The organism is Devosia sp. P1_H9, from assembly GCF_056405135.1.
The window spans coordinates 127239-149258 of sequence record NZ_JBFUCQ010000002.1 but is presented as its reverse complement, the minus strand read 5'-3'; the positions used below and the strand labels follow the sequence as shown (position 1 = coordinate 149258).

At 63.8% G+C, this 22020-nt stretch carries 21 protein-coding genes, 3 tRNA genes and 1 pseudogene; 17 read left to right on the top strand and 8 right to left on the bottom strand.

Annotated features, from left to right (window positions below; genetic code table 11):
• Positions 1-88: 88 nt before the first annotated feature.
• The gene (locus AC1DYL_RS03870; RefSeq protein WP_477172117.1) at positions 89-1315 is read left to right on the top strand and encodes a hypothetical protein; all 1227 of its coding nucleotides are present in this window, start codon (positions 89-91) and stop codon (positions 1313-1315) included.
• Positions 1316-1357: 42 nt separating this feature from the next.
• On the opposite strand, the gene rlmB is transcribed toward AC1DYL_RS03870, so the two are convergent.
• Positions 1358-2113, bottom strand: a complete 756-nt coding sequence (gene rlmB / locus AC1DYL_RS03865) for a 23S rRNA (guanosine(2251)-2'-O)-methyltransferase RlmB (RefSeq protein ID WP_477149266.1) — start codon at positions 2111-2113, stop codon at positions 1358-1360.
• Between the two features lie 166 nt (positions 2114-2279).
• On the opposite strand from rlmB, the gene AC1DYL_RS03860 reads away from it, so the two are divergent.
• Positions 2280-2364, top strand: a tRNA-Tyr gene (locus AC1DYL_RS03860).
• Positions 2365-2428: 64 nt separating this feature from the next.
• Here the strand turns inward: AC1DYL_RS03860 and AC1DYL_RS03855 are convergent.
• Both AC1DYL_RS03855 and AC1DYL_RS03850 read right to left on the bottom strand, forming a co-directional pair.
• Entirely contained in the window at positions 2429-3454 is a 1026-nt protein-coding gene (locus tag AC1DYL_RS03855; RefSeq protein WP_477172116.1) for a PAS domain S-box protein, read from the bottom strand.
• 99 nt (positions 3455-3553) lie between these two features.
• On the bottom strand, positions 3554-3958 hold the full coding sequence (locus tag AC1DYL_RS03850; protein ID WP_477158090.1) for a thermonuclease family protein: 405 nt from the start codon (positions 3956-3958) through the stop codon (positions 3554-3556).
• A 113-nt stretch (positions 3959-4071) separates the two neighbouring features.
• On the opposite strand from AC1DYL_RS03850, the gene AC1DYL_RS03845 reads away from it, so the two are divergent.
• Positions 4072-4145, top strand: a tRNA-Gly gene (locus AC1DYL_RS03845).
• Positions 4146-4161: 16 nt separating this feature from the next.
• Here the strand turns inward: AC1DYL_RS03845 and gcvA are convergent.
• Positions 4162-5055, bottom strand: coding sequence for a transcriptional regulator GcvA (gene gcvA, locus AC1DYL_RS03840; protein ID WP_477172115.1), 894 nt, complete (start codon positions 5053-5055; stop codon positions 4162-4164).
• Positions 5056-5152: 97 nt separating this feature from the next.
• Between gcvA and AC1DYL_RS03835 the strand changes: the two genes are divergently transcribed.
• The gene (locus AC1DYL_RS03835; protein WP_477158089.1) at positions 5153-5320 is read left to right on the top strand and encodes a hypothetical protein; all 168 of its coding nucleotides are present in this window, start codon (positions 5153-5155) and stop codon (positions 5318-5320) included.
• An 80-nt stretch (positions 5321-5400) separates the two neighbouring features.
• On the opposite strand, the gene AC1DYL_RS03830 is transcribed toward AC1DYL_RS03835, so the two are convergent.
• Positions 5401-5679, bottom strand: a complete 279-nt coding sequence (locus AC1DYL_RS03830) for a hypothetical protein (protein WP_477149271.1) — start codon at positions 5677-5679, stop codon at positions 5401-5403.
• Between the two features lie 149 nt (positions 5680-5828).
• On the opposite strand from AC1DYL_RS03830, the gene AC1DYL_RS03825 reads away from it, so the two are divergent.
• The 3 genes from AC1DYL_RS03825 to AC1DYL_RS03815 all read left to right on the top strand — a co-directional run bounded on the left by AC1DYL_RS03825 (position 5829) and on the right by AC1DYL_RS03815 (position 6913).
• A tRNA-Trp gene (locus AC1DYL_RS03825) sits at positions 5829-5904 on the top strand.
• Between the two features lie 530 nt (positions 5905-6434).
• Positions 6435-6650, top strand: coding sequence for a hypothetical protein (locus AC1DYL_RS03820; protein WP_477172114.1), 216 nt, complete (start codon positions 6435-6437; stop codon positions 6648-6650).
• On the top strand, positions 6647-6913 hold the full coding sequence (locus tag AC1DYL_RS03815; RefSeq protein ID WP_477172113.1) for a hypothetical protein: 267 nt from the start codon (positions 6647-6649) through the stop codon (positions 6911-6913). Before AC1DYL_RS03820 ends, AC1DYL_RS03815 begins: the two co-directional genes overlap by 4 nt.
• Here AC1DYL_RS03815 and AC1DYL_RS03810 read toward each other — a convergent pair.
• Positions 6886-7098: pseudogene (locus AC1DYL_RS03810) on the bottom strand (helix-turn-helix domain-containing protein); the annotation flags it as partial. The gene AC1DYL_RS03815 and the pseudogene AC1DYL_RS03810 sit on opposite strands and share 28 nt — an antisense overlap.
• Before the next feature lie 57 nt (positions 7099-7155).
• The gene (locus tag AC1DYL_RS03805; protein ID WP_477172112.1) at positions 7156-7290 is read right to left on the bottom strand and encodes a hypothetical protein; all 135 of its coding nucleotides are present in this window, start codon (positions 7288-7290) and stop codon (positions 7156-7158) included.
• 237 nt (positions 7291-7527) lie between these two features.
• Between AC1DYL_RS03805 and secE the strand changes: the two genes are divergently transcribed.
• The 10 genes from secE to AC1DYL_RS03755 all read left to right on the top strand — a co-directional run bounded on the left by secE (position 7528) and on the right by AC1DYL_RS03755 (position 21469).
• Positions 7528-7725: a preprotein translocase subunit SecE gene (secE, locus tag AC1DYL_RS03800; protein WP_477149413.1), complete on the top strand. Its 198-nt coding sequence runs from the start codon at positions 7528-7530 to the stop codon at positions 7723-7725.
• Positions 7726-7760: 35 nt separating this feature from the next.
• On the top strand, positions 7761-8291 hold the full coding sequence (gene nusG, locus AC1DYL_RS03795) for a transcription termination/antitermination protein NusG (protein WP_055877965.1): 531 nt from the start codon (positions 7761-7763) through the stop codon (positions 8289-8291).
• A gap of 145 nt (positions 8292-8436) precedes the next feature.
• Positions 8437-8865 carry a 50S ribosomal protein L11 gene (rplK, locus tag AC1DYL_RS03790; RefSeq protein WP_477149276.1) on the top strand — a complete coding sequence of 143 codons (429 nt, stop codon included), beginning with the start codon at positions 8437-8439 and terminating at the stop codon, positions 8863-8865.
• Between the two features lie 2 nt (positions 8866-8867).
• Entirely contained in the window at positions 8868-9563 is a 696-nt protein-coding gene (rplA, locus tag AC1DYL_RS03785) for a 50S ribosomal protein L1 (RefSeq protein WP_477149277.1), read from the top strand.
• 330 nt (positions 9564-9893) lie between these two features.
• Positions 9894-10412: a 50S ribosomal protein L10 gene (rplJ, locus tag AC1DYL_RS03780; protein ID WP_477149278.1), complete on the top strand. Its 519-nt coding sequence runs from the start codon at positions 9894-9896 to the stop codon at positions 10410-10412.
• A gap of 71 nt (positions 10413-10483) precedes the next feature.
• Positions 10484-10861, top strand: a complete 378-nt coding sequence (gene rplL, locus AC1DYL_RS03775; protein WP_477149279.1) for a 50S ribosomal protein L7/L12 — start codon at positions 10484-10486, stop codon at positions 10859-10861.
• Positions 10862-11135: 274 nt separating this feature from the next.
• A complete protein-coding gene (gene rpoB, locus AC1DYL_RS03770) occupies positions 11136-15284 on the top strand; it encodes a DNA-directed RNA polymerase subunit beta (protein ID WP_477149280.1) in 4149 nt (1382 codons plus the stop codon).
• 81 nt (positions 15285-15365) lie between these two features.
• Positions 15366-19586, top strand: a complete 4221-nt coding sequence (gene rpoC, locus AC1DYL_RS03765; RefSeq protein WP_477172111.1) for a DNA-directed RNA polymerase subunit beta' — start codon at positions 15366-15368, stop codon at positions 19584-19586.
• Between the two features lie 194 nt (positions 19587-19780).
• Positions 19781-20680, top strand: coding sequence for a prohibitin family protein (locus tag AC1DYL_RS03760; protein ID WP_477172110.1), 900 nt, complete (start codon positions 19781-19783; stop codon positions 20678-20680).
• Positions 20681-20803: 123 nt separating this feature from the next.
• Positions 20804-21469 (top strand): O-methyltransferase, encoded by a 666-nt coding sequence (locus AC1DYL_RS03755; protein ID WP_477172109.1) that lies wholly within the window; start codon positions 20804-20806, stop codon positions 21467-21469.
• Positions 21470-21472: 3 nt separating this feature from the next.
• Here the strand turns inward: AC1DYL_RS03755 and AC1DYL_RS03750 are convergent, their stop codons facing one another.
• Complete coding sequence (locus AC1DYL_RS03750) at positions 21473-21949, bottom strand: YbjN domain-containing protein (protein WP_477172108.1); 477 nt, start codon at positions 21947-21949, stop codon at positions 21473-21475.
• Between the last annotated feature and the right edge of the window lie 71 nt (positions 21950-22020).

The window sequence follows — 22020 nt, the reverse complement described above, 5'->3', positions numbered from 1 at the left end:
GCGGCATGGCGCCGTTCCCGATAGATTATGGCCATGCGGCGGGCGATGATCCCGTACATCGGATGCCGGTTTCGGAGAGGACAAAGATATGAAGCGAATACACCTTCTGGCCCTGCCCATTGCCTTGTCGCTTGGGCTGCTGGTCGCCGCCTGCGACAACAACAGCCCGCCGCCTCCACCGCCGGCAGCCGAGACCCCGGCCGCCACCGCAGATGCGGACAAGGCCGCCGCCGAGCAGAAGGCAGCGGAAGAGAAAGCAGCCGCAGATAAGGCCGCTGCCGATAAGGCCGCTGCCGATAAGGCCGCCGCGGACAAGGCTGCGGCAGACAAGGTAGCAGCCGACAAAGCAGCGGCCGACAAGGCGGCAGCCGAGGCCAAGGCAGCCGAGGAAAAGAAGGCGGCCGAAGCAGCTGCTGCAAAGGCTGCTGAGGAGAAGAAGGCCGCTGAGGCCGCTGCTGCCGCCAAGGCTGCGGAAGAGAAAAAGGCAGCGGATGCCGCGGCGGCAGCCGCGAAGGCTGCCGAAGAAAAGAAGGCAGCCGACGCCGCCGCAGCAAAGGCTGCGGAAGAGAAAAAGGCGGCCGAGGCTGCAGCTGCCGCTAAAGCCGCTGAAGAGAAGAAAGCCGCTGACGCTGCAGCCGCTGCCAAGGCGGCGGAAGAGAAGAAGGCTGCCGAGGCTGCAGCTGCCGCCAAGGCCGCAGAAGAGAAGAAGGCCGCCGACGCTGCGGCTGCCGCGGCAAAGGCCGCAGAAGAAAAGAAGGCTGCTGATGCGGCCGCTGCCGCCAAGGCTGAGGCCGACAAGCAGGCGGCCGCCGCTTCGGCAACTGCCGAGACCGGCGCCGCGGCTCGGGGTGCGGCTGACGCCGCTGCTGCTGTGGCCGCCGCCGAAGCGGCACCGGCAGCCGGGGCTGCTCCGTCGGCTGAGGCTAAGGGCGCTACCGACGCTGCAGCCGCAGTTGCTGCGGCAGAAGAGCCGGTGGTGACCACGCCTGCGATGGGCGTGCTGCCCGCCTCGGGCCTCAAGCCCGACACCCGGCTCGCTGCCAACGCCAAGCGTGACCAGATCGGCTATCTCGGCGTCTGGGCGCCGGACTTTGCCGCCTGCGGCACGGTCGATCAGGCCGGCGGCACCGGCTATGTGGTGATCACCAAGATCAGCGTCCGGCAGGGCAGCGATATCCTGCTGGTCGATGCGGTGCCGGCCGTCGATGGCAAGGCCAGTCTCAAGTCGGGCGACAAGACCGTGGAGATTGTCCAGGCCGGGCCGGACGTGCTGAGCGTCAACGGCGCCTCGCTGGTCCGCTGCACGACGCCCTGATCTGAAGGAAAATGGGGGGCCGCGGCAATGCCGSGGCCTTTCCTATTGCGCAGCGCGTCCGGCGGTCGCGGCAAACAGCGCAATGGCTGCGGCGTTCGACACGTTTAGCGATTTGATCGGCCCCGGCATATCAAGCCGGACCATCTCGTCGCAAAGCTCACGCGTGCGCTGCCGCAACCCTTTGCCTTCGGCGCCAAGCACGATGGCGATCGGCGTATCATCGGTGCGCGGGCGAACCGGGGCAGGGGCTTCCGAATCGAAGCCGATCACCGTCAGGCCGCGTTCCTTGAGCTTCTCGATGGCATCGCCGAGGTTGCGCACCTCGATCATCGGCACCAGGTCCAACGCTCCGGAGGCGGCCTTGGCCATCACGCCGGTCTCGCGCGGCGAGTGCCGCGCCGTGGTGATCACCGCATCGGCGCCGAACGCGCAGGCGGTACGCAGGATCGCCCCGACATTGTGCGGGTCGGTCAACTGGTCGAGGATGACCACCAGCCGCGGGTTCGGCACGTCGTTGAGGCCGAAACGGCTGACCGCCTCCACCTCCAGCGCCACCCCCTGGTGAACGGCGTCCGCACCCAGCAGCCGGTCCAGTTCCTTGGGCGTCGTCTCGGTGAATCGCATCTCCACCGGACCGGTCTCCTTGAGGCGCATCAGCGCATTGGGAGTGACCAGCAGGTTGCGCCGTTCGCGCAGCGGATTGTCGAGAGCCGCCCGCACCGTATGCAGCCCATAAAGGTATACCGGGCCGGTATCTGGGTCGTAGCGCGGCTTAGGCGGGAATTTGTTGCGGCTCATGGGGATGCCCTAGCGGTTTTGATGCACAACGGCAAGGCGGCGAGGCTTGCGGCGCTATGGGCGGCAAAGGGGCGCATTGGGTGTTGACAGGCGTTCACCGCCCCGACATAAACCGCCCCGACGACGCGCCCGGGGACGGGCGCCGTTCGTTTCTCCGGCTCTGAATGGAGGGGTGGGAGAGTGGTTAAATCCGGCAGACTGTAAATCTGCTCGCTTAGCGTACACTGGTTCGAATCCAGTCCCCTCCACCAGCCGCCCCAGGGCGCCAGAGCCGAACTCCCAAGTCTCCTGCAGCCGGGGCGATAGACCCGCCCGCTACTCGTCCGCGTCCTGATCCTGCATCAGCACCGCGCTCGCCGGCGCCACCAGGGTCCAGGAAATCCGGGACGGAGTCTTGGTTATCGTCGCGCGTCCATTCAGCGCGATCGGCGCGATGCGCTTCAGCACGACCGTGCCGAAACCCTTGCCCTGCTGGACGTCGTCGACCACCGGCCGGTCGAACTTCTCATCCCAGGTCAACTCCAGCTCCGAGGTCGGTTGCCCGCCGATGGACCAGGAAATCTCGATCGAGCCGCCCTGGCCGGAAAGGACGCCATACTTCGCCGAGTTGGTGCCCAGTTCGTGGAACGCCATTCCGAGGTTCTGCACGGCGTTCGGAGCGACCGTGATCAGCGGGCCGGAGACCGAGACCAACTCCTCGTGTCCGAATGGTGCCAATTGCTCGCGAACCAGCTCGGCGAGGGTCGATCCGGTCCATTCCGATCGAACGAGCAGATCATGCGAGGCCGCGAGGCTGGCGATGCGGGTCCGGATCTTCGCCTGGAATTCGTCGATCGACACCGAACTGAGACCGGTCTCCCGGATCAGCGACAGGATGACCGCGTACTGGTTCTTCACCCGGTGGTTGATCTCCCTCAGCAGCACCCGGATGCGCCGTTCGCTCTCCTTGGCCTCGGTGATGTCGCGGGCAATCTTGGATGCGCCGATCACCTCGCCACGGGCGTTGCGGATCGGCGAAACCGTCAGCGAGACGTAGATCGTGCTTCCGTCCTTGCGCTGGCGGATCGTCTCGTAGCTCTCCACCCGCTCGTTGGCGCGGATGCGCCGGATGATGTCGGCCTCCTCGCTCCTCAGATGTTCGGGGATCAGCATGGTGATGGGCTGGCCGACGGCCTCCGCCGCCGTGTACCCGAACAGTCGCTCGGCGGCAGGGTTCCAGTCCGTGATGATGCTGTTGAGGTCCTTGGCGATGACCGCGTCGAACGAAGACTCGATGATCGCAGCCAGACGCGCCTCAGCGACCTGGCCGCTGTGCGCTGGATTGAGTACGTGATGTGTCATGAGCCCCCCGGACGACTCGCTTGAACGTCGCTCGGCACCGAAGGTTCCGGTCCCCTCGCCGTATTTTGCAGGCATCTCGCAGCGGCGCCGTAGGCTCCGCTAGCCGCACCAGTTCGGCGCTTCGGCTGTTTTTTCCCTCGCGAGTCCGGCGGCCACGAGTTCGGCGCCGATCGACTGCCCGTTCCGGGTGACAAGCCGTAACTGCGCCCCATCGACCTGTCCGTCGCCGCTGAGCTCGAACGAGCCCCTGTTCAGGAGGTCGCGGAGTTTGAGGGCTGCGAGCCAGGACAGGTTTGATGCGCCAGGGCACTCCGAGGCATAGCGCGCCGGCGCGGTGATATCGGCGAGCCTGACCATCTGTCCGCGCAGAAAGAAGCTGTCGCCCGACCACACGCAGGTGATGTGCGGCAGCGCCTCGCACAGCATGAAACCGGCGTCCTCGGCCAAGGTCGGGGAGGGGGCCGCCAGCAGCGGCAGGATCAGCAGGGCAATCGCAGCGCGCATACCCCACGCTGACTCCGAACGCGCCGGCACGCAATGCACTTTGCCGGGAACGGGCCGGACGACCTCTTGCCAGAATTGCACCCGAACCACTACAAGGCCGTCGTCGCCGCAGCGCGGGTGTAGCTCAATGGTAGAGCAGAAGCCTTCCAAGCTTATGACGAGGGTTCGATTCCCTTCACCCGCTCCAGCTTCCTGCCTCCCACCTAACCCACCGGCTTTCTCGCTTCCTCGACCACCCAGTCGCGGAAGGCCTTGATCTTGGGCACGTTCCGGCGCGCCTCGGGGTAGGCGAGCCAATAGCTCGTGCCTTCGTCGATAACGCGCTCGAAGGGCTGGACCAGGCGCCCTTCGGCGAGCTCGCGCTGGAAGTAGTCCGGGGTGAGCAGCGTGACGCCCTGGCCTGCCATCGCGGCGATGGCATCGAACGTCTGCATGTTCATCGAGGGCGTGTTCTGCTGCCTCAGCACATCGTGGGGCAGGCCGTAGGCATCGAGCCACCGGATCCACCAGGGATCATCGGCATCGAGCAGCGGCAGTTTGAGGATATCCGCCGGTTCCCGAATGCCGCCGACCGAGTCGGCCAGCGCCGGCGACAGCATCGGGGTGAAGCGCACGTCGATCAGCTTGACGGCGGTAAGGCCGGGCCACACCCCCCTGCCGGCGCGGACGACGACGTCTACTTCCTCCCGGGTGAAGTCCACCAGCCGGCCGGTGGTCTCGAGCCGCAGCGCAATCTCCGGATGGCGCAGCTGGAATATGCCCAGCCGCGGTGCCAGCCACTGCGCGGCGAAGGTATGCATGGTGTTGACGATCAGCGTGCCGTGCTCACGTTGCCCGAGATCGACAAACGCCTCGCGCAGGATGTCGAAGGCCCGGTTCACCTCTGGCGCAAGCCGCTGGCCGGCCTCAGTCAGCGCCACCTCGCGCGGCCGGCGCAGGAATAGCGGCGAGCCCACGCGTTCCTCCAGAAGCTTGATCTGGTAGCTCACCGCAGCCTGCGTCATGCCCAGTTCCTGGGCCGCGCGGGTGAAGCTCAGGTGCCGCGCCGCAGCTTCGAATACCCGGATCGCAGCAAGTGGGGGTAGGTGATCTGACATAAGGCCTCCTTATGTATGATACTCGACCTTTGGTTGGAAATCAAAGCGCTGGGAGCGCATCTATCCCTCACAGACATCAAAGTTGACGGTGATCGAAATGCTCTACCAAGCTCCCAAGACCCGCGCCGCCCGCCTTCTCAACTGGATGAAGCACGTCATCCTCCCGCGCCGCGCCCATCCCGTAGCGGACGTCCGCGAGCTCAGCTCATACCTGCGCGCCGATATTGGTGCTGCCGACACGGACTATCCGTTTCACCATCCCTAATGACCGGCTCCGCTTTCGTGACGGCCAATGAAAAAGGCCCGGCAGTGCCGGGCCTTCGATTCGTGCGGCGATCACCCCGATCAGCAGTCGAGCAGGTGACCCGAGCCCTTGGGAGCTGCAGTGCATTTCCACAGCAGCGGCAGCTTGACCGTATCCGCGGCGTCTTCGGTGGCCATGGCAACCGACTTCGGAGCGGCCTTCAGCATTTCGGCGCCCTTTTCCCAGCACTCTTTCTTCAGTGCGGGGAAGATCAGGCAGTTCATTTCGGGATCCGAGAGCACCGGCGCAGCGGTGGTGGGCAAGACCGGCACGGCGAAACCTGACGCGACGAGCGCGGCAACGAGTACGAGCTTCTTCATCGATTATCCCCTGGTTACCTCCTGGCGCGGCGCACCGCGCGGCACGCAGCGTAATCCGGCCGATCGATCGGGCGCAATCGGGTGCAAAGGTTGCCCCCTTGCCACTTGCGCCGCCCGGACCTTTTCAGTAGAGGGAGTGCCGCAGGTCTAGGGGTATAGCTCAGTTGGTAGAGCATCGGTCTCCAAAACCGAGGGTCGAGGGTTCAAGTCCTTCTGCCCCTGCCACCTGCCGAGGCGCTTAGCGCCACCCAATCCCACATTGTCCGATGAAGAGTTAGCCGCGCCTGTCCAGAGCGCGCGCCATCTGGACGTTGCCGTCCGAACAGGGTTCGCGTGGCCTGGCTTTTTGGGCAATTGAGCTCCGGACCGGAAGACAGCGGGCGCGACACGCAATCGAGTCAGCAGCCCGCTGCTTCCTCCGAAGAGCGGTGTGTATACGGCCCCGGACCAGTCCGCATTTAACAATGACATCCCGCCGGGCGAGACCATCCGAATTCCGTAGGTGAGTTCCCGTGGAGGGGGTACAGTGACTCGGCGCACATACGCGCCACCAGCGAAAGCGACCCCCCAATATGCCTGTCGATCATCCCGCCGCTGCGCCGGGAGTGGTTCGTCGCACTCGCGGTCGGACGCTGACGGTTGCGCTGAGCTTTCTTGTCACGCTGGGGGCGTTGTTCGCGCTGGCGCCATTGCTGCGGTTCAGCACGTTCCTCACTTGAGCATCGGGCTGACCAGCACGTTCGGAGCCACACGCCATGCTTGATATCCGCTTTGCCGGTCGTCCGCGCTTCGTCGTGGGCTTCGCACCGGCCGTGTTGCCCGACAATTCCGATGGACCGGTGCTGAGCGAGGCGATGGCCGGAGGCAGGTTCCCGTCGTTCGCGGCGTCTGGAATCAACTTGACCCACCACGTCCGCCGGCCGCCACGGCGTCCAGCTAGGTCGCGCGCGCATCTGAAGATCGTGAAATGAGTGATCCCGCGATCAGCGACATCGACGGCGCGCCTGTCCCGTTCGACTATGCGGAGCCGGCCGATCTCTATTTCCCGGTGCACCTGGGCCGCAAGGGCGGACTCGATTACCGGCGTTTTCCTACCGCGGCCTTAGCGTTGAGCTATGCGCTGGAGTCGCTGGTCGCCGCCAAGCTGGCCTCGGCAACGCTCGAGGTCAACGGCGAGCGCTATGACAGCGTGGCGATGCGCCGGCTCTATGCTGCCCCGGAGTTTCCGGCGTGATCTCCGCCGGTCGGCTGCGGCACGTCGATCCCATCGTCGAGATATTCATGCAGCTTGTTGCGCAGCGTGCGGATGCTGATGCCGAGGATGGCGGCCGCGTGGGTGCGGTTGCCCAAGGTGGCGTGGAGCGTACCGAGGATCAGCTCGCGCTCGACGTCGGCCGCTTGCAGGCCGACCAGTTGCCGCGCGGCAGTGGGATCCGGATGCAGGTCATAGCCGGTGTGCATCGCATCACCCTCCCGCTATCCCAGTTCGATCGGCAGCTGGAAGCCGAACTCCAGCATGCCGACAAAGACGATGAGCGCAGCTGTCGCGACCATGACGATCAACAGCAGATGCAAAAAGAGGTCGAGCCTGTGCCTTGCCGTGTTAGCCACGCGCCCCATATCCGATACCCCCAGAATCACGCCGCTAGTCCGTTCTCCATGCCTAGCGAAGGCAAGCTGACCAATGGCTGACAGCGTGCGGCGCCTGCTGAGAACCGCGGTCCGACATCAGGACGTCATTGGGGCTTGCAATAGCTGTGCCAAGCCATTAGATACCGCTTCCCAAGCCGCCCGGGGTGACTCGCGCGGTTCTTCGTTTTTGGCCTGACGGCCCGACGGAAAGTAGAGCTGATGGCTGCGTTGAACCCCCTGAAATTCTTGCAAGAGGTTCGCCAGGAAGTCGGCAAGGTCACTTGGCCCACACGGAACGAGACGCTGATTTCGACCGTGATGGTGCTGGTAATGGTCGTCGTCGCGAGCTTCTTCTTCCTTGCGGCCGACCAGATCATTTCCTGGCTCGTGCAGCTGATGCTGTCGATCCGCTGATCGGCAAACTGAACTTTTAGGAGCTTCGACGCGGCATGGCCAAGCGCTGGTATATCGTTCAGGCGTACTCGAACTTCGAGCGCAAAGTGGCGGAAGATATTCGCCAGAAGGTCGCGCAGAAGAAGCTTGAAGACCTGTTCGACGACGTGATCGTGCCGACCGAAAAGGTCGTCGAGATGCGTCGCGGCCGCAAGGTCGACGCCGAGCGGAAATTCTTCCCGGGCTACGTCCTGGTGAAGATGGACATGACCAACGAGGCATTCCATCTGATCAAGAACACGCCCAAGGTCACCGGCTTCCTCGGTTCGGGCGACAAGCCCATGCCGATCTCGGAGAAGGAAGCCATGGCCATTCTGCAGCAGGTGCAGGAAGGCGTCGAGCATCCGAAGCCGTCGGTCTCGTTCGAGGTCGGCGAGCAGGTGCGCGTTTCCGACGGCCCCTTCGCCAGCTTCAACGGCGTGGTCGAGGAAGTCGACGAGGAGCGTTCGCGCCTCAAGGTGGAAGTTTCGATCTTCGGGCGTCCGACGCCCGTCGAACTGGAGTACGGACAGGTCGAGAAGGTCTGATCCGTTACCTGTGACCTGATGGTCGCAGGAAAACCGTGGGAGGGCAGGGCGGTTGCCAACCGCTCGTACGTCCGGACCACGGCGTCTCACAGATCCGGTGACGCGGATCAACCGCCCGATCCTGGGCACATATGGAGATTGAACCATGGCAAAGAAAATCACTGGGTACCTGAAGCTTCAGGTCCCGGCCGGCTCGGCGACCCCGTCGCCCCCGATCGGCCCCGCGCTGGGTCAGCGCGGCCTCAACATCATGGAATTCTGCAAGGCCTTTAACGCGAAGACCGCCGAGCAGGAAAAGGGTGCCCCGACCCCGGTCGTGATCACCATCTACGCCGACAAGAGCTTCACTTTCGAGACCAAGCTCCCGCCGGTCACCTACCTGATCAAGAAGGCCGTGAACCTGAAGTCCGGCTCCAAGCTTCCGGGCAAGGAATCCGCTGGCACGATCACCCAGAAGCAGATCCGCGACATCGCGGAAAAGAAGATGGCTGATCTCAACGCCTACGACGTCGACCAGGCCGCGACCATGATCGCCGGCTCCGCCCGGTCCATGGGCATCCAGGTAGAGGGCTGATCATGACCAAGCTCGGTAAGCGTACTGACGCCGCCCGCGTGGGCATCGATCGCAAGAAGCTCTACGCCCTCAACGACGCCGTGAAGATGGTCAAGGAACGCGCCAAGGCGAAGTTCGACGAGACCGTCGAGATCGCGTTCAACCTGGGCGTCGACCCGCGCCACGCTGACCAGATGGTCCGCGGCGTGGTCAACCTGCCCAACGGCACCGGCAAGACCGTTCGCGTCGCCGTGTTCGCCAAGGACGCCAAGGCCGATGAGGCCCGCAAGGCTGGCGCCGACATCGTTGGCGCCGAAGACCTCGTCGAGATCGTCCAGTCGGGCAAGATCGAGTTCGATCGCGTGATCGCGACCCCGGACATGATGCCGCTGGTTGGCCGTCTCGGTAAGATCCTCGGGCCGCGCAACCTGATGCCAAACCCGAAGGTCGGGACCGTGACCCCCGACGTCGCCGGTGCGGTCAAGGCCGCCAAGGGTGGTGCCGTCGAGTTCCGCGTCGAGAAGGCAGGCATCCTGCACGCCGGCGTTGGCAAGGCCTCGTTCTCGGACGAAGCCCTGCTGCAGAACATCAAGGCGTTCGCCGATGCCGTCCAGAAGGCAAAGCCGGCTGGCGCCAAGGGCACCTACGTCAAGCGCGTCGCCGTGTCCTCGACCATGGGCCCCGGCGTCCACGTCGATCCCTCGTCGGTCAACGCTTAAGACCGTCGCGCGAGAATTCCTGGCGGCAGCAATGCCGCCGGGATGCCGATCTTCGGATCGGTAAAGTCCTGTCCGAGACTGCGGGTGCGTCCTCGAGGCGCCTAATCCCAACCCAGCGACGCGCTAGCGCGCGATCAAAGGAAAAGGGGCCCGCATAGATGGGGTGAAGACCGGAATTCGTTCCGGTTCGAACCAGGCCAGTTGCCGCCAAGGGGCATTTCGCCCTCCGACGGTCAGCCGGTTGACAGGCATCAACCGCTGCACTCCCGACGGAGGGCAGCAATTGGCAGAAGTTCACGACTATTCGTGAGCTAAATGTGGAGACTAGCAGTGGAAAGAGCGGAAAAGGCTGAGCTCATCACCTCGCTCCAGGCGTCGTTCGCGACGGCCGGGTCGATCGTGGTTGCTCAGAACGCCGGCTTGACCGTTGCCGACCTGGAGAATCTGCGCAGGCAGATGAAGCAGGCCGGGGGGACGATCAAGGTCGCCAAGAACCGCCTCGCCAAGCTTGCTCTGAAGGAAACCGACAACGCCGATATGTCGGCCCTGTTCACAGGTCCGACCGTCGTCGCCTTCGCCAAGGATCCCATGACCGCGCCGAAAGTCGCGGCCGCTTTCGCCGACAAGAACCAGAAGTTCGTGGTTCTCGGTGGCGCAATGGGGAAGACCGGGCTCGACGCCGCAAACGTCAAGGCGCTCGCCACCATGCCGTCGCTGGACCAGCTTCGCGCCACGCTCGCAGGGATGCTCAAGCAGCCCGGCACGCGTATCGCGTCGGTCCTCCAGGCCCCTGGCGGTGCGGTTGCACGGGTCATCTCGGCACACGCCGAGAAGAGCAATGCAGCATAGGCAAACTACCCACGTGGGGCCGTTCCGGCCCTCCACGGTTCGAACTGAAACATCAAAGAGAGTGAACTCAAATGGCTGATCTCGCCAAACTCGTAGACGACCTGTCTGCCCTCACCGTTCTGGAAGCTTCCGAGCTTTCGAAGCTTCTCGAAGAGAAGTGGGGCGTTTCGGCTGCCGCTCCGGTCGCCGTCGCTGCGGCTGCCGGCGCTGCTGCCCCGGCCGCTGCCGCTGAAGAGAAGACTGAATTCGACGTGATCCTCGCCTCGTTCGGCGAGAACAAGATCAACGTCATCAAGGAAGTCCGCGCCATCACCGGTCTGGGCCTCGGCGAAGCCAAGGCACTGGTCGAAGCGGCTCCGAAGGCCGTCAAGGAAGGCGCCAACAAGACCGAAGCCGAAGACATCAAGAAGAAGCTGGAAGCGGCCGGCGCCAAGGTCGAGCTTAAGTAAGCTCCCCGACCCGATCTCGAGGCAGCGCCGGCGGCGCTGCCTCATTACCGTCTCAGTGTTGACTATAGGGACGGGCGCCACCCGGCGATTGAATGGTCGGGCAGGGCGCGCATAGCGGGATCAACCCGCCCGAATTTTGAGTTGCGCAAACTGAGGGCCTCCCTCCCATCGAGGCCTGGACGAAACAAGCAAGGCTGATGTCCTGATGCCCGACGGCTGATAGTCGGGCCTTTGGACATCTGCCTCCGAGACATCGAGAAAAACAGGAGCTGGTATGGCTACCACGTTCAACGGCCGCCGCAAGGTACGCAAGTCTTTCGGCAGCATTCGCGAAGTCACGGAGATGCCCAATCTGATCGAGGTCCAGAAGGCCTCCTATGATCAGTTCCTCCTCGTGGACGAGCCCAAGGGCGGGCGTCCCGATGAGGGGCTTCAATCCGTTTTCCGGTCGGTTTTCCCGATCACTGACTTTTCCAACACCGCTTCTCTCGAATTCGTGAAGTACGAGTTCGAGCAGCCGAAGTATGACGTCGACGAGTGCCGTCAGCGCGACATGACGTTCGCAGCGCCGCTCAAGGTCACGCTTCGCCTGATCGTGTTCGAAGTGGACGAGGAAACCGGCGCCCGGTCCGTCAAGGACATCAAGGAGCAGGACGTCTACATGGGCGACATGCCGTTCATGACCATGAACGGTACTTTCATCGTCAATGGTACCGAGCGCGTCATCGTCTCGCAGATGCACCGTTCGCCTGGCGTGTTCTTCGACCACGACAAGGGCAAGACCCACTCGTCGGGCAAGCTGCTGTTCGCCGCCCGCATCATCCCGTACCGCGGCTCGTGGCTCGATATCGAGTTCGACGCCAAGGACATCGTGTTCGCCCGTATCGACCGTCGTCGCAAGATTCCGGTGACCTCGCTGCTCAAGGCGCTCGGCATGGATGCCGAGGAGATCCTGTCGACCTATTACGACACCATCTCGTTCGAGCAGACCAAAACCGGCTGGCAGAAGCCGTTCGACGCCGAGAAGATGAAGAACGCCAAGCCGACGTTCGACCTGATCGACGCCAAGACCGGCGACGTCGTCCACGAAGGCGGCAAGAAACTCTCCCCGCGGCAGGCCAAGAAGCTTGCTGAGGGCGGCCTGACGCACCTCGCAGTGGTGGAAGAGGACCTCTACGGTCAGTTCATCGCCGAGGACCTGGTCAACCTCAAGACCGGTGAGATCTTCGCCGAAGCCGGCGACGAGATCGACGAGAAGCTGCTGACCAAGCTCAAGGACGCCGGGTTCGACGCCCTGCCGATCCTCGACATCGACCACGTCACCGTGGGCGCCTACCTCCGCAACACGCTCGCCGTCGACAAGAACGAGTCCCGCGAGGACGCGCTGTTCGACATCTACCGCGTGATGCGTCCGGGCGAGCCCCCGACCGTCGAAACCGCCGAAGCCATGTTCAAGTCGCTGTTCTTCGACAGCGAGCGCTATGACCTGTCTGCGGTCGGCCGCGTCAAGATGAACATGCGCCTCGACATCGAAGCCGAGGACACCGTCCGCATCCTGCGCAAGGAAGACATCGTCGAGGTGGTTCGCACCCTCGTCGACCTGCGCGATGGCCGCGGCGAGATCGACGACATCGACAACCTCGGCAACCGCCGGGTGCGTTCGGTCGGCGAACTCATGGAGAACCATTACCGGCTCGGTCTGCTCCGCATGGAGCGGGCGATCAAGGAGCGCATGTCGTCGGTCGAGATCGACACCGTCATGCCGCAGGACCTGATCAACGCCAAGCCGGCTGCTGCTGCCGTGCGCGAGTTCTTCGGCTCGAGCCAGCTCTCGCAGTTCATGGACCAGACCAACCCGCTGTCCGAGATCACGCACAAGCGTCGTCTCTCGGCGCTTGGGCCTGGCGGTCTGACCCGCGAGCGTGCCGGCTTCGAAGTGCGCGACGTGCACCCGACCCACTATGGCCGTATCTGCCCGATCGAGACGCCGGAAGGCCCGAACATCGGTCTGATCAACAGCTTGGCGACGTTTGCTCGCGTGAACAAGTATGGCTTCATCGAGACGCCCTACCGCAAGATCGTCAACGGCAAGGTCACCGACGACGTCGTCTATCTGTCGGCAATGGAAGAGGCCAAGCACTACGTAGCCCAGGCCAACGCCCAGCTGACCGACAAGCGTGAGTTCGCCAACGACCTGATCGTGGCGCGCCACGCCGGCGACAACGGCCTGACGCCGAAAGAGACCATCGACCTGATGGACGTGTCCCCGAAGCAGATCGTTTCGGTGGCCGCGGCGCTGATCCCGTTCCTCGAGAACGACGACGCCAACCGCGCGCTCATGGGCTCGAACATGCAGCGTCAGGCTGTGCCGCTGCTGCGCGCCGAGGCCCCGTTCGTGGGCACCGGCATGGAGCCGGTCGTCGCCCGTGACTCGGGCGCCGCGATCGTTGCCAAGCGCAAGGGCATCGTCGACCAGGTGGATGCGACCCGTATCGTTATCCGCGCCACCGAAGAGACCGATGCCTCGAAGTCCGGCGTCGACATCTACAACCTGATGAAGTTCCAGCGTTCGAACCAGTCGACCTGCATCAACCAGCGTCCGCTGGTGGTGGTGGGCGACCACGTCGAAGCCGGCGACATCGTTGCGGATGGTCCGTCGACCGAACTGGGCGATCTGGCTCTCGGCCGCAACGTGCTCGTCGCGTTCATGCCGTGGAATGGCTACAACTTCGAAGACTCGATCCTGCTCAGCGAAAAGATCGCCATGCAGGACGTGTTCACCTCGATCCACATCGAGGAATACGAAGTGATGGCCCGCGACACCAAGCTTGGTCCCGAGGAAATCACCCGCGACATTCCGAACGTTTCGGAAGAAGCGCTGAAGAACCTCGACGAAGCCGGTATCGTGCACATCGGTGCGGAAGTCGCTGCTGGCGACATCCTCGTCGGCAAGATCACGCCGAAGGGCGAAAGCCCGATGACGCCGGAAGAAAAGCTCCTCCGCGCCATCTTCGGCGAGAAGGCTTCGGACGTTCGTGACACCTCGCTCCGGGTTCCTCCGGGCGATGCCGGCACCGTGGTTGAAGTTCGTGTCTTCAACCGCCACGGCATCGACAAGGACGAGCGTGCCATGGCCATCGAGCGCGAGGAAATCGAGCGCCTGGCCAAGGACCGTGACGACGAGCAGTCGATCCTCGACCGCAACGTCTATGCGCGCCTGAAGGAAATGCTGTTCGGCAAGACCGCGACCGCTGGCCCGAAGGGCTATGTCAACGGCACCAAGCTGAACGACGCGACCTTCGACGCCCAGCCGCGGTCCAAGTGGTGGCAGTTCGCCCTCGACGACGACAAGGTCATGGCCGAGATGGAGGCCCTCCACGCTCAGTACGAGGAGAGCCGCAAGCTGCTCGAGCAGCGCTTCATCGACAAGGTGGACAAGCTGCAGCGCGGTGACGAACTTCCGCCGGGCGTGATGAAGATGGTCAAGGTCTTCGTCGCTACCAAGCGCAAGATCCAGCCGGGCGACAAGATGGCCGGCCGTCATGGCAACAAGGGCGTGGTTTCGCGTATCACCCCGATCGAAGACATGCCGTACCTGGAAGACGGTACGCACGTCGACATCGTGCTGAACCCGCTCGGCGTGCCGTCGCGCATGAACGTTGGTCAGATCCTCGAGACGCATCTTGGCTGGGCCTGCCGTGGCCTCGGCAAGAAGATCGACGAGATCATGAAGACCTACCAGCAGAAGGGCGACATGACGCCGCTCAAGAAGGAGATCAGCGCCCTTTACGAAGGCGATGAGTACGTCTCCCAGCTTGACGACGACAGCATCCTCCGCCTCGGCGAGCATCTCTCCAAGGGCGTTCCGATTGCCACTCCGGTGTTCGACGGCGCCAAGGAAAGCGACATCGTCGAGCTGCTGGAGCGCGCCGGGCTCAACTCGACCGGTCAGTCCAACGTCTTTGACGGCCGGACCGGCGAGCAGTTCGACCGCAAGGTGACCGTGGGCTACATCTACATGCTGAAGCTCCACCACCTCGTGGACGACAAGATCCACGCGCGTTCGATCGGCCCGTACTCGCTCGTTACCCAGCAGCCGCTGGGCGGCAAGGCGCAGTTCGGCGGCCAGCGTTTCGGCGAGATGGAGGTGTGGGCACTCGAAGCCTATGGCGCCGCCTACACGCTGCAGGAAATGCTGACCATCAAGTCGGACGACGTTGCCGGTCGTACCAAGGTCTACGAGGCGATCGTCAGAGGCGACGACACCTTCGAGGCGGGCATCCCCGAGAGCTTCAACGTTCTCGTCAAGGAAATCCGCTCTCTCGGCCTCAATGTCGAACTGGATACGCTCGACGGTACCGAACTGCCCGCGGGCAGCCAGGCCGCCGACCAGATCGCACCTCCTCAGAACGCGGCGGAATAAGGCTGCCGAGTTCAACCCCCATTCACTTCGGACGCTTCCTGGCCCAGCCCGCCGGGAAGCTCCGATAAGAGGAGTCTACCGATGAACACTCATCACCACGTCATGGACCCGTTCAACCCCCAGGTTCCGGTCCAGATGTTCGACCAGATGAAGATCTCGATCGCCAGCCCTGAGAAGATTCTCAGCTGGTCGTACGGCGAGATCAAGAAGCCCGAGACCATCAACTACCGTACGTTCAAGCCCGAGCGCGACGGCCTGTTCTGCGCGCGCATCTTCGGGCCCGTGAAGGACTACGAGTGCCTGTGCGGCAAGTACAAGCGCATGAAGTTCAAGGGCGTCATCTGCGAGAAGTGCGGTGTCGAAGTCACCCTGAGCCGCGTCCGTCGCGAGCGCATGGGCCACATCGAGCTCGCCGCCCCGGTTGCGCACATCTGGTTCCTGAAGTCGCTGCCGTCGCGTATCGCGCTGCTGCTCGACATGACGCTGAAGGACATCGAGCGCATCCTGTACTTCGAGCAGTACGTCGTGCTGGACCCCGGCCTGACCCCGTTCGGCGAGAACGAGCTGGTCACCGAGGAGCAGTATCTCGACGCCCAGGACCAGTACGGTGCCGACAGCTTCACCGCCAAGATCGGCGCCGAGGCCATCCGTGACCTGCTGCTCTCGCTCGACCTCGAGAAGATCGCCGCGGACCTCCGCGTCGAGATCGCCGAGTCGACCACCGAGCTGAAGCCGAAGAAGCTGGCCAAGCGCCTGAAGATCGTCGAGCAGTTCATCGTCTCGGGCAACAAGCCCGAGTGGATGATCATGACCGTCATTCCGGTCATTCCGCCCGAGCTCCGTCCGCTCGTCCCGCTGGACGGCGGCCGCTTCGCCACGTCCGATCTGAACGACCTCTACCGTCGTGTGATCAACCGTAACAACCGCCTGAAGCGCCTGATCGAGCTTCGTGCGCCGGACATCATCATCCGCAACGAGAAGCGCATGCTTCAGGAAGCGGTCGATGCACTGTTCGACAACGGCCGCCGTGGCCGCACCATCACCGGCGCGAACAAGCGTCCGCTGAAGTCGCTGTCCGATATGCTCAAGGGCAAGCAGGGCCGGTTCCGTCAGAACCTGCTCGGCAAGCGCGTGGACTATTCCGGCCGTTCGGTGATCACCGTGGGTCCGGAGCTCAAGCTCCACCAGTGCGGCCTGCCCAAGAAGATGGCGCTCGAGCTGTTCAAGCCCTTCATCTACTCGCGCCTTGAGGCCAAGGGCCTCTCGTCGACGGTGAAGCAGGCCAAGAAGCTGGTCGAGAAGGAGAAGCCCGAGGTCTGGGATATCCTCGACGAAGTGATCCGCGAGCATCCGGTTCTGCTGAACCGCGCGCCCACGCTTCACCGTCTGGGCATCCAGGCGTTCGAGCCGCACCTGATCGAAGGCAAGGCCATCCAACTGCACCCGCTCGTCTGCGCGGCGTTCAACGCCGACTTCGACGGCGACCAGATGGCCGTCCACGTGCCGCTCTCGCTCGAGGCTCAGCTTGAAGCCCGCGTGCTGATGATGTCGACCAACAACATCCTGCACCCGGCCAACGGCCAGCCGATCATCGTGCCGAGCCAGGACATCGTGCTTGGTCTCTACCACCTCAGCCTGATGAACGAGGGCGAGCCCGGCCAGGGCATGGCCTTCTCGGACATGGGCGAGCTGGAGCACGCTCTGGCATCGGGCGTCGTGACCATGCACACCAAGATCAAGGGGCGTGTCGACGTCTATGATCTGGAAGGCAACCGCACGACCGAGATCGTCGAGACGACTCCGGGCCGCATGTTGCTTGGCAAGCTGCTTCCGAAGCATCCGGCGGTGCCGTATGCGACGGCCAACCAGCTGATGACCAAGAAGATGATCTCCAAGATGATCGACACCGTGTATCGCGGTTGCGGCCAGAAGGAGACGGTCATTTTCTGCGACCGCATCATGGACATGGGCTTCAAGCACGCCGCCCGTGCCGGCATTTCGTTCGGCAAGGACGACATGGTTATCCCGGCGTCCAAGTACACCATCGTCGAGCAGACCCGTAAGCAGGTCGAAGAGTTCGAGCAGCAGTACAACGACGGCCTGATCACTCAGGGCGAGAAGTACAACAAGGTGGTCGACGCCTGGGCCAAGTGCGGTGACAAGGTCGCCGAGGAAATGATGAAGGGCATCGCTGCCGTTCAGTTCGACAAGGAGACGGGTCGTCAGAAGCCGATCAACTCGGTTTACATGATGAGCCACTCCGGCGCCCGTGGTTCGCCGGCGCAGATGAAGCAGCTTGCCGGTATGCGCGGCCTGATGGCGCGTCCGGACGGCTCGATCATCGAGACCCCGATCACGGCCAACTTCAAGGAAGGTCTGAACGTTCTCGAGTACTTCAACTCGACCCACGGTGCTCGTAAGGGCCTCGCGGACACCGCGCTGAAGACTGCGAACTCGGGTTACCTGACCCGTCGTCTCGTCGACGTGGCGCAGGACTCGATCATCACCGAGCTCGATTGCGGCACCGAACGCGGCCTCACCATGGAGCCGATCGTCGATGCCGGCCAGGTCGTGGCCTCGCTGGGTCAGCGCATTCTCGGCCGTACCACGGCTGACGATGTGGTGAACCCGGAGAACGGCGACGTCATCGTTCCCAAGGGCACGCTGCTCACCGAAAAGGACGTGGAGCTCATCGAGAGCTACAAGGTCCAGTCGATGCGCATCCGCTCGCCGCTGACCTGCGATCTCCGCCAGGGCTGCTGCGCCGCGTGCTACGGTCGCGATCTCGCTCGCGGTACTCCGGTCAACATCGGCGAAGCGGTTGGCGTTATCGCCGCCCAGTCGATCGGCGAGCCGGGCACCCAGCTCACCATGCGTACGTTCCACATCGGTGGTACCGCGCAGGTGGTTGACTCGTCCTACCTCGAGGCTGGTGCCGAGGGTAAGATCGAGATCCGCAACCGCAACGTCGCCAAGGTGGCGGGCGGTCAGCTGATTGCCATGGGCCGTAACGTGACCATCGCCATCCTCGACCCCGAGGGCAAGGACCGGGCCACGCACCGCGTGACTTATGGTGCCAAGCTCCGCGTGGATGATGGTGCCGAGGTCAAGCGCGGCCAGCGTATCGCCGAATGGGATCCGTACACCCGTCCGGTGCTGGCTGAAGTCGACGGCGAAGTCGGCTTCGAGGATCTGGTCGATGGTGCATCGGTGACTGAAAACACCGACGAGACCACCGGCTTCACCAAGCGCGTTGTGGCTGACTGGCGCACCAGCCAGCGCAGCGACAGCCTGAAGCCGGCCATCACGATCAAGCGCGGCGACGCAGTCGTCAAACTCGATCGCGGCGGCGAAGCTCGGTACCTGCTCTCCGTCGACGCGGTCATCGCGGTCGAGCCGGGCGAGAAGGTGTCGCCGGGTGACGTCCTGGCCCGTATCCCGCTGGAAAGCGCCAAGACCAAGGACATCACCGGCGGTCTGCCGCGTGTGGCCGAGCTGTTCGAGGCCCGTCGTCCCAAGGATCACGCGATCATCGCGGAGATCACCGGCACGATCAAATTCGGTCGCGACTACAAGAACAAGCGCCGGATCATCATCGAGTCGTCTCAAGAGGGCGGCGAGCCCGTCGAGTACCTGATCCCGAAGGGCAAGCCGTTCCACCTGCAGGAAGGCGACACCATCGAGAAGGGTGAATACATCCTCGACGGTAACCCGGCACCGCACGACATCCTGGCAATCAAGGGCGTGGAGGAGCTTGCTCGCTACCTCGTCAACGAGATCCAGGAGGTCTACCGGCTCCAGGGCGTGCTGATCAACGACAAGCACATCGAGGTGATCGTTCGCCAGATGCTGCAGAAGGTCGAGATCGTGAACCCGGGTGACTCGGGCATGCTCAAGGACGAGCAGCTCGACAAGCTGGACTTCGACGAGCTCAACGACCAGCTGGTCGCCGACGGCAAGAAGCCGGCCACGGCCAACCCGGTGCTGCTCGGCATCACCAAGGCGTCGCTGCAGACCCGCTCGTTCGTGTCGGCCGCGTCCTTCCAGGAAACCACCCGCGTCCTCACCGAGGCGGCGGTTTCCGGCAAGGCCGACCTGCTCGAAGGCCTGAAGGAAAACGTCATCGTCGGCCGCCTGATCCCGGCCGGTACCGGCGCCGGCATCACCAAGGCCAAGGCGATCGCGACCCGTCGCGACGACATGATCCTGGACGAGCGCCGCCGCCAGGCCGAGACCGCCGCCATCCCGGCGCCGACTCCGGCGCCGACTCCGGCCCCGACCCCGGCAGAGCCGGCCGAGTAATCGGCAGTCGCATCGCAGAACTTCGAAAGGGCCCTCCGGGGCCCTTTCTCTTTGGGATCAGCAAGAAGCTGGCGACAACCGCAGCCCCGACGTGGACAAACTGTGATCTCTCCGTGACATGCTGCGCCCGTCGTCGCTCGCCCCCGATTCATCCACAAAGCAGCGGCGAACGACTTGAGCATCATGGAGGCACAATGCGCATTCCGCCGCTTGCCATCGCCGGGGCCGTTATCGTCGCCCTGGCCATCATACTGTTCGGCTCCTGGTATCAGATCGACCAGGGTGAGGAAGGGGTTGTGTTGCGCAACGGGGCGGTGACCGGCACTGTCGGACCGGGCCTGCACTTCAAGTTGCCGATCGTCGACGACGTGAAGGAGATCTCGCTCCAGTCCCACACCAAGACCTTCGAGTCGATGGAGTCCTACAGCCGCGATCAGCAGCCGGCCCAGATCCGCCTGTCGGTGAGCTACCACGTCATTCCCGGCAGCGGCGCCGAGGTCTATGCCGAGTATGGCGGGGTCGAAAACATGATCGCCCGACTGGTTGAGCCACGCGTGCCGGCACTGTTCAAGAACGTCTTCGGCCAATACGACGCCCTCGGTGTTATCCAGCAGCGCGCCAAGCTCAACCTCGATGCACTGTCCGCCCTGCAGGCCGGCATCGGCGAACCGATCATCGTCGAGAGCGTCCAGGTCGAGGACATCAAGTTCTCAGCGGCCTACGAAAACTCCATCGAGCAGAAGCAACTCGCCACCGTCGAGGTGCAGAAGCGGCAGCAGGAGCTGGCCCAGCAGGAAGTGCAAGCCAAGATCACCGTCACCCAGGCGCAGGCAGAAGCGGACTCGGTCGTTGCGACGGCCACCGCCAATGCCCAGGCGGTGCGTCTCGCCGCCGAAGCCGAGGCCTACTCGATCGAGCTCAAGGGCCGCGCCGAGGCAACGGCGATCGATCAGCGGGGGCAGGCGTTGAAGGACAACCCGGGCGTCGTGGCCTTGGTGCAGGCGGAGAAGTGGGACGGTGTGCTGCCGTCCGTGATGCCGCCGGGCGGCACTGTGCCTTTCCTCAATCTGACGCCCACCACGCCGGTGCCCTAAGCGGCGGAGCAGCGGAAGGTGCGTTGAGGGGGCCGTCGCCGCCCCTTCTTTTTGCCTAGTCGCAGTGTCATGGAAGCGTCACGCGGCGCACTCTAGAAGGCACCGGGCAAGCTGGAGGATGAGATGAGCGCCGATCTGTGGGGCCGGGTGGATGACTACATCGTCGACAAGCTGGTCGATGAGAGTGCGGCGCTCGCCGACGCGCTGAAAGCCAACGCCGCTGGCGGCCTGCGCCCCATCGACGTGTCCGCTGCCCAGGGCAAGTTCCTGCATCTGCTGGTCCGCATGAGCGGGGCCAGACGCGTGCTCGAAGTCGGCACGCTCGGGGGCTACTCGACGATATGGATGGCCAAGGCGCTACCGGCAGGTGGCTCAATCGTCACGCTGGAGTACGAGCCGCACCATGCCGAGGTGGCGCGCCGGAACGTCGAGCGGGCAGGGTACTCCGATCGGATCGAGGTGCGCGTCGGCGCCGCAGCGGAGACGCTGCCGGTGCTGGCGGCCGAGAAGCCCGAACCGTTCGACTTCGTCTTTATCGACGCCGACAAGCCGAACAACACCACCTACCTCGACTGGGCCATCAAGCTCGGGCGGCCGGGTACTGTGATCGTACTCGACAACGTGGTGCGGGATGGCCAGGTGGCGAATGCGGAGAGCAGGGATCCGAACGTCCTCGGCAGCCGTGGCGCCTTTGAGCTGATCGCGGCAAACCCGAGGCTCTCAGCCACAGCGCTGCAGACGGTCGGCGCCAAGGGCTATGACGGTTTTGCGATGATGATCCTCGACTAGGGATCACTGGGCCGGCTTGTAGCCGACATAGGCGGTGTACTGCTCCAGCAGCACCGACCATACCCCGAACGCCGCGTCGAGGTTCTCGCGCGTGACGCCATACTCGAGGTTCACGTCGTACTCGATCGCCGCGTCGAGGTCCGCGTCGAGATAGGCGTTGCCGAAGCGCTTGTCGCGGTTCCAGGCGTTCAGCGCATCCATTGTCGGCTTGATATCGGCGAACCCGGCATAGAAGTTGATGTCCTCGCAGGCCTTGTCGGCCGCGCAGTTCATGAAGAACACGTAGTAGGGCACGCCCTTGATGTTGCCGGCAATGCGCGGGTTGCTGTCGCCCTGGGACTCAAGCGTCGCCGAGCCATAGCCGCGCGCGATCGTGACGATTTCGTCGACCTTGCTGCCATCGACCACGGTCTGCGCAAGGGTGGGACCAGCAGAGAGAGCGCCAAGCAGCAGGCCAGCCCACAGACGTCCCAGCTTCATCGGATGCTCCCTCATCGTCCCGGTATTGGCCCGACTGATACACCTTTGTCAGAGGCGGGCCAATGCGGGGC

Excerpts from the sequence above, each read along its gene's own strand:
- AC1DYL_RS03870 (WP_477172117.1), top strand. The coding sequence starts at position 89 with ATGAAGCGAATACACCTTCTGGCCCTGCCCATTGCCTTGTCGCTTGGG.
- rlmB (WP_477149266.1), bottom strand. The coding sequence starts at position 2,113 with ATGAGCCGCAACAAATTCCCGCCTAAGCCGCGCTACGACCCAGATACC.
- AC1DYL_RS03855 (WP_477172116.1), bottom strand. The coding sequence starts at position 3,454 with ATGACACATCACGTACTCAATCCAGCGCACAGCGGCCAGGTCGCTGAG.
- AC1DYL_RS03850 (WP_477158090.1), bottom strand. The coding sequence starts at position 3,958 with ATGCGCGCTGCGATTGCCCTGCTGATCCTGCCGCTGCTGGCGGCCCCC.
- gcvA (WP_477172115.1), bottom strand. The coding sequence starts at position 5,055 with ATGTCAGATCACCTACCCCCACTTGCTGCGATCCGGGTATTCGAAGCT.
- AC1DYL_RS03835 (WP_477158089.1), top strand. The coding sequence starts at position 5,153 with ATGCTCTACCAAGCTCCCAAGACCCGCGCCGCCCGCCTTCTCAACTGG.
- AC1DYL_RS03830 (WP_477149271.1), bottom strand. The coding sequence starts at position 5,679 with ATGAAGAAGCTCGTACTCGTTGCCGCGCTCGTCGCGTCAGGTTTCGCC.
- AC1DYL_RS03820 (WP_477172114.1), top strand. The coding sequence starts at position 6,435 with ATGCTTGATATCCGCTTTGCCGGTCGTCCGCGCTTCGTCGTGGGCTTC.
- AC1DYL_RS03815 (WP_477172113.1), top strand. The coding sequence starts at position 6,647 with ATGAGTGATCCCGCGATCAGCGACATCGACGGCGCGCCTGTCCCGTTC.
- nusG (WP_055877965.1), top strand. The coding sequence starts at position 7,761 with ATGGCCAAGCGCTGGTATATCGTTCAGGCGTACTCGAACTTCGAGCGC.
- rplK (WP_477149276.1), top strand. The coding sequence starts at position 8,437 with ATGGCAAAGAAAATCACTGGGTACCTGAAGCTTCAGGTCCCGGCCGGC.
- rplA (WP_477149277.1), top strand. The coding sequence starts at position 8,868 with ATGACCAAGCTCGGTAAGCGTACTGACGCCGCCCGCGTGGGCATCGAT.
- rplL (WP_477149279.1), top strand. The coding sequence starts at position 10,484 with ATGGCTGATCTCGCCAAACTCGTAGACGACCTGTCTGCCCTCACCGTT.
- rpoB (WP_477149280.1), top strand. The coding sequence starts at position 11,136 with ATGGCTACCACGTTCAACGGCCGCCGCAAGGTACGCAAGTCTTTCGGC.
- rpoC (WP_477172111.1), top strand. The coding sequence starts at position 15,366 with ATGAACACTCATCACCACGTCATGGACCCGTTCAACCCCCAGGTTCCG.
- AC1DYL_RS03760 (WP_477172110.1), top strand. The coding sequence starts at position 19,781 with ATGCGCATTCCGCCGCTTGCCATCGCCGGGGCCGTTATCGTCGCCCTG.
- AC1DYL_RS03755 (WP_477172109.1), top strand. The coding sequence starts at position 20,804 with ATGAGCGCCGATCTGTGGGGCCGGGTGGATGACTACATCGTCGACAAG.
- AC1DYL_RS03750 (WP_477172108.1), bottom strand. The coding sequence starts at position 21,949 with ATGAAGCTGGGACGTCTGTGGGCTGGCCTGCTGCTTGGCGCTCTCTCT.